Source organism: Streptomyces palmae, from assembly GCF_004684805.1.
In the GTDB taxonomy this organism is placed as follows: domain Bacteria; phylum Actinomycetota; class Actinomycetes; order Streptomycetales; family Streptomycetaceae; genus Streptomyces; species Streptomyces palmae.
Map to the genome: position 1 here is coordinate 1 of NZ_SRID01000478.1, position 4,458 is coordinate 4,458.

2 protein-coding genes are annotated in these 4,458 nt (G+C 74.2%); both read left to right on the top strand.

Going from position 1 to position 4,458, the window contains the following annotated elements:
- Positions 1–2,822 (top strand): type I polyketide synthase (locus E4099_RS29520; RefSeq protein ID WP_209446795.1); only part of this gene is annotated, 2,822 nt, incomplete at its 5' end.
- Positions 2,823–2,878: 56 nt separating this feature from the next.
- A partial coding sequence (locus E4099_RS29525; protein WP_209446796.1) for a type I polyketide synthase occupies positions 2,879–4,458 on the top strand: 1,580 nt, incomplete at its 3' end.

Below are 4,458 nucleotides of genomic sequence, written 5' to 3' on the forward strand. Positions count from 1 at the left end.
GCTGGGGGCAAATGGCGCTGGAGCATCCGTTGCTGGGGGCGGCGGTGGAGCTGGCCGGTGGCCAGGGGACCGTCCTCACCGGCAGGATCTCCCTCGCCACGCACGCCTGGCTGGCCGACCACACGGTGCTGGGCATGGCCATCGTGCCCGGAAGCGTCCTGTTGGAGCTCGCCCTGTGTGCCGCGGCGGAGGTGGGCTGCGCCCAGGTCGCGGAGCTGACCATGGAGGCGCCGCTGGCCCTGCCCGCCGATGCCGGGGTCCGGCTCCAGGTCACCGTGGCGGCTCCGGACGAGGCGGGGGCCCGGGCGGTCGGTATCCACTCCCGTGCCGAGGACGGGACGGACGGTCAGGGCTGGACCCGGCACGCCGCCGGCACGGTCGTCCCCGATGCGCCGCCGACCGCCGGTGATCGGACGGTGTGGCCCCCGAGCGGGGCGGTGCCGCTGGCCGTGGCGGAGGTCTACGAGCGGTTGTCGGAGTCCGGCGTCGACTACGGACCGGCCTTCGAGGCCCTGCGCGGGCTGTGGCGACTGGACGACACCTACTTCGCTGACCTCGGACTCTCCGCTGAACAGGAGCCCGATGCGGCCGGGTTCACCCTGCATCCGGCGCTGCTCGACGCGGCGGTGCGCGGTTGCCTCCCGGACAGCTCGGAGCCGGACGAGGTGGCGCTGGTATCCGTCTGGCGGCAGGTGGCCCTGCCCGACCGCGCCGGGGTGCGGGCGGCACGGCTGTGCCTTCGAACCGCGGGGACGGACGGGGTGTCCCTGGAACTCCTCGACGACTCCGGTCAACTCGTCACCGCCGTCGGGCTGGCAGAGCCGCGCCGCTGGTCGGCGGCGCGGTTGCGGTCGGCGACGCGGCAACGCCAGGAACGTCTGGCGGTGACCGACTGGGTGGTCCAGCCGATCGAGGAGGGGCCCGATGCCGATCCGGCGCGGTGGGCTGTGGTGGAGCCTGAGGGCTCCGGCGAGGCGACGAAGGCGCTGGGGGCTGCCGCGTACCCCTCGCTCGGCCGGCTGCTGACCGGGATGGAGGCGGGGGACCCCGTACCGGCCGTCGTCCTGGTGCCGCTGCCGGGCCTCGCGAATCGGGGCCAAGAGGACGGCGAGCCCGTGCCATCGCCCGAGAGGATCCGCGCCGCGGCCCGGGCGGCCCTCGCCGTCCTGCGCGCCTGGCTGGCGGAACCGCGGTTCGCCGACTCCCGGCTCGCTCTGCTGACCGGGGACGCGGTGCTCACCGAGGGCCGCTCGGGTCCGGACCTGGCAGCCGCGGCAGTCTGGGGGCTGCTGCGGGCGGCGCAGTGGGAGCACCCCGACCGGCTGGTGCTGGTGGACACGGACGGTCATGACGCCTCCTGGCGTGCCCTGACCGCCGCGGTGTCCACCGGTGAGCCGCTCTGCGCCCTGCGTGAGGGCACCCTGCTGGTGCCCCGGCTGCGCGCGATCCCGTCCGGCTCCTCGCCGGCCCCGGCCCTGGTGCTCCCCGCCGAGGGGACGGTGCTGGTGACGGGGGCCACGAGCAGCCTGGGTGCGCTGGTCGCCCGACATCTGGTGACGGGGCACGGGGTACGGCGGTTGCTACTGCTGCCGCAGCGGGGCGAGGACGCGACGAGCACGGCGGCGCTGGTGGCGGAACTCTCGGAACTGGGTACGCACGTGACGCTCGCCGACTGCGCGCCGGGTGATCGCGACGCGCTCGCCGCCGAGCTGGCGCGGGTTCCGGAGGACCACCCGCTGTCGGCCGTCGTACACACCCTCGGCGCCGGAGGTGGGCCGACCGCCATCGACGCGGTGGATCCGGACCGGATGGATCGGGCGCTGCGCGCCGATGTGGATGCCGCGCTGAATCTGCACGAACTGACCCGGGCCGGGGGCCTGTCGGCCTTCGTGCTCTGCTCCTCCCTGCTGGGGGTAGTCGGCGGCCCCGGGCAGGCGGGCCGCTCGGCCGCCGCCGCGTTCCTGGACGCGCTGGCCTCGCTGCGGCGGGCCCAGGGCCTGCCCGGGCTCTCGATCGGCTGGGGTCCCTGGGCCGACGGCGAATCCACGGGCGCCGTGTCGCAAGCCATCGACTCGGGCACGGAAGGGGCCGGAGTGGCCTCCGGTGCTTTGCCGGGCGTCCTGCCGCTCTCCGCGGCAGCGGGCCTGGCCCTGCTGGACGAGGCGCTGGGCCGGCCCGAGGCGGTCCTGGCCGCCGTGCGCCCCGACCCGGCGGCCCTGCGCCGGGCCCGGACCGTATCGCCGGTGCTGGCCGGGCTGGCGGGCACCGCACGCCGCCGGCCCGCCGACCGCACCGCCCCGCAGGCCGCGGCGGCCTACGTGGAACGGCTGCTGGGTCTTCCCGCGGACGAACAGGAAGCGGCGCTGACCGAACTGGTCCGGGAGACGGCCGCCGCGGTCCTGGGACACGGCGACGCCCAGTCGATCGAACCCTCCCGCGCCTTCAAGGATCTCGGTGTCGATTCGCTGACCGCCCTGGAGATGCGCAACCGGCTCAAGGCGGCCACCGGCCTGCGGCTGCCTCCCACGCTGATCTTCAGTCATCCCAACCCGCGGGCGCTCGGCAGCCATCTGGGCAGCCGGCTCCGCCAAGAACAGGCGGTCTCCTGGGAATCGGTGCTGGGCGAGATCGACCGGGTCGCCGCGCTGCTGCCGCTGCTGGCCGAACACGACCGGGCCAAGGCCGCCTCCCGCCTCGCCGAGCTGGTGGGCCCGGACGCGGTCCGTACCCGGCAGGCAGCGGAGCCGGCCGCGACCGAGAAGTTCCGGTCCGCGACCGACCAGGAGATCTTCGACTTCATCGACAAGAGCACCGGCCGCTGACCAGCCCGTCGCACATCCCCGCATCCTCGCAGCACACACACGTACGGAGACAATCGATGGCAAGCGAAGAGACGCTTCGGGACTACCTTCGGCGGGCCTCCGCGGAGCTCCACGAGACCCGGGTCCGCCTCCAGGACGCCGAGGACAAATGGCATGAGCCCATGGCCATCGTGGGGATGCAGTGCCGCTACCCGGGCGGCGTCACCTCCCCCGAGCAGCTGTGGGACCTGCTGGCCCGGGACGGTGACGCGATCACCGGATTCCCGCCGGGGCGCGGCTGGAACGCCGCAGCGGATGCCGACGGCGGTAGTCCCTACCAGGGCGGCTTCCTTGACGACGCCACCGAATTCGACCCCGAGTTCTTCGGCATCTCGCCGCGTGAGGCGCTGGCCATGGACCCGCAGCAGCGGCTGCTGCTGGAGACCTCCTGGGAGACCTTCGAGAACGCCGGGATCGACCCCGCCACCCTGCGCGGCAGCAGGACCGGCGTCTTCGTCGGGGTGATCGCCAGTGACTACCTCTCCCGGCTGGCCCATGTGCCCGAGGAGGTCGAGGGCCATCTGCTGACGGGCAGCCTGGTGAGCGTCGCCTCCGGGCGGCTGGCCTACACCTTCGGCCTGGAAGGGCCGGCGGTGACCGTGGACACCGCCTGCTCCTCCTCCCTGGTCGCCCTCCACCTGGCCTGCCAGGCCCTGCGCGCCCAGGAGTGCGACCTCGCCCTGGTCGGCGGGGTGACGGTGATGGCCACCCCCGGGGCCTTCGACGAGTTCGCACGGCAGCGCGGGCTGGCCGCGGACGGCCGCTGCAAGTCCTTCGCGGCGGCGGCCGACGGCACCGGCTGGAGTGAGGGAATCGGACTGCTGCTGGTGGAGCGGCTCTGCGACGCCCAGCGCAACGGCCACCGGATCCTCGCCGTGGTACGGGGCTCCGCCGTCAACCAGGACGGGGCCTCCAACGGGCTGACCGCGCCCAACGGCTCGGCGCAGGAGGACGTGATCACCCGGGCGCTGGCGCAGGCGAGGCTGTCCCCCTCCGAGGTGGACGCGGTGGAGGCGCACGGTACGGGGACGAGCCTGGGCGATCCGATCGAGGCGCAGGCGTTGCTGGCGACGTACGGGCAGGGGCGTGGCGCGGATCGTGAGCCGTTGTGGTTGGGGTCGGTGAAGTCGAACATCGGGCACACCCAGGCCGCGGCTGGTGTGGCGGGTGTGATCAAGATGGTGCTGGCGATGCGGCACGGGATGCTGCCGCGCACCCTGCATGTGGACGAGCCCTCGCCGCACGTGGACTGGAGCGCCGGGCGGGTCGAACTGCTGGCTCAGGCCCGGCGGTGGCCCCAGGGGGAGCACCCCCGTCGGGCCGGGGTCTCCTCGTTCGGGGTCAGCGGCACCAATGGGCACGTCATCCTCGAAGAGCCGCCCGAGGCCGCGGAGGACACCCCGGTCGACCGACCGGCCGACTCGCTGGGTGGGTTGGTGCCGTGGGTGGTGTCGGGTCGTTCGGTGGAGGGGTTGCGGGGGCAGGCTGCGCGGTTGGGTGCGTGGGCGTTGGAGCGTGAGGGGGTGTGTGCGGCGGATGTGGGGTGGTCGTTGGCCGCGGGGCGTGCGGTGTTGGAGCACCGTGCGGTGGTGTGGGG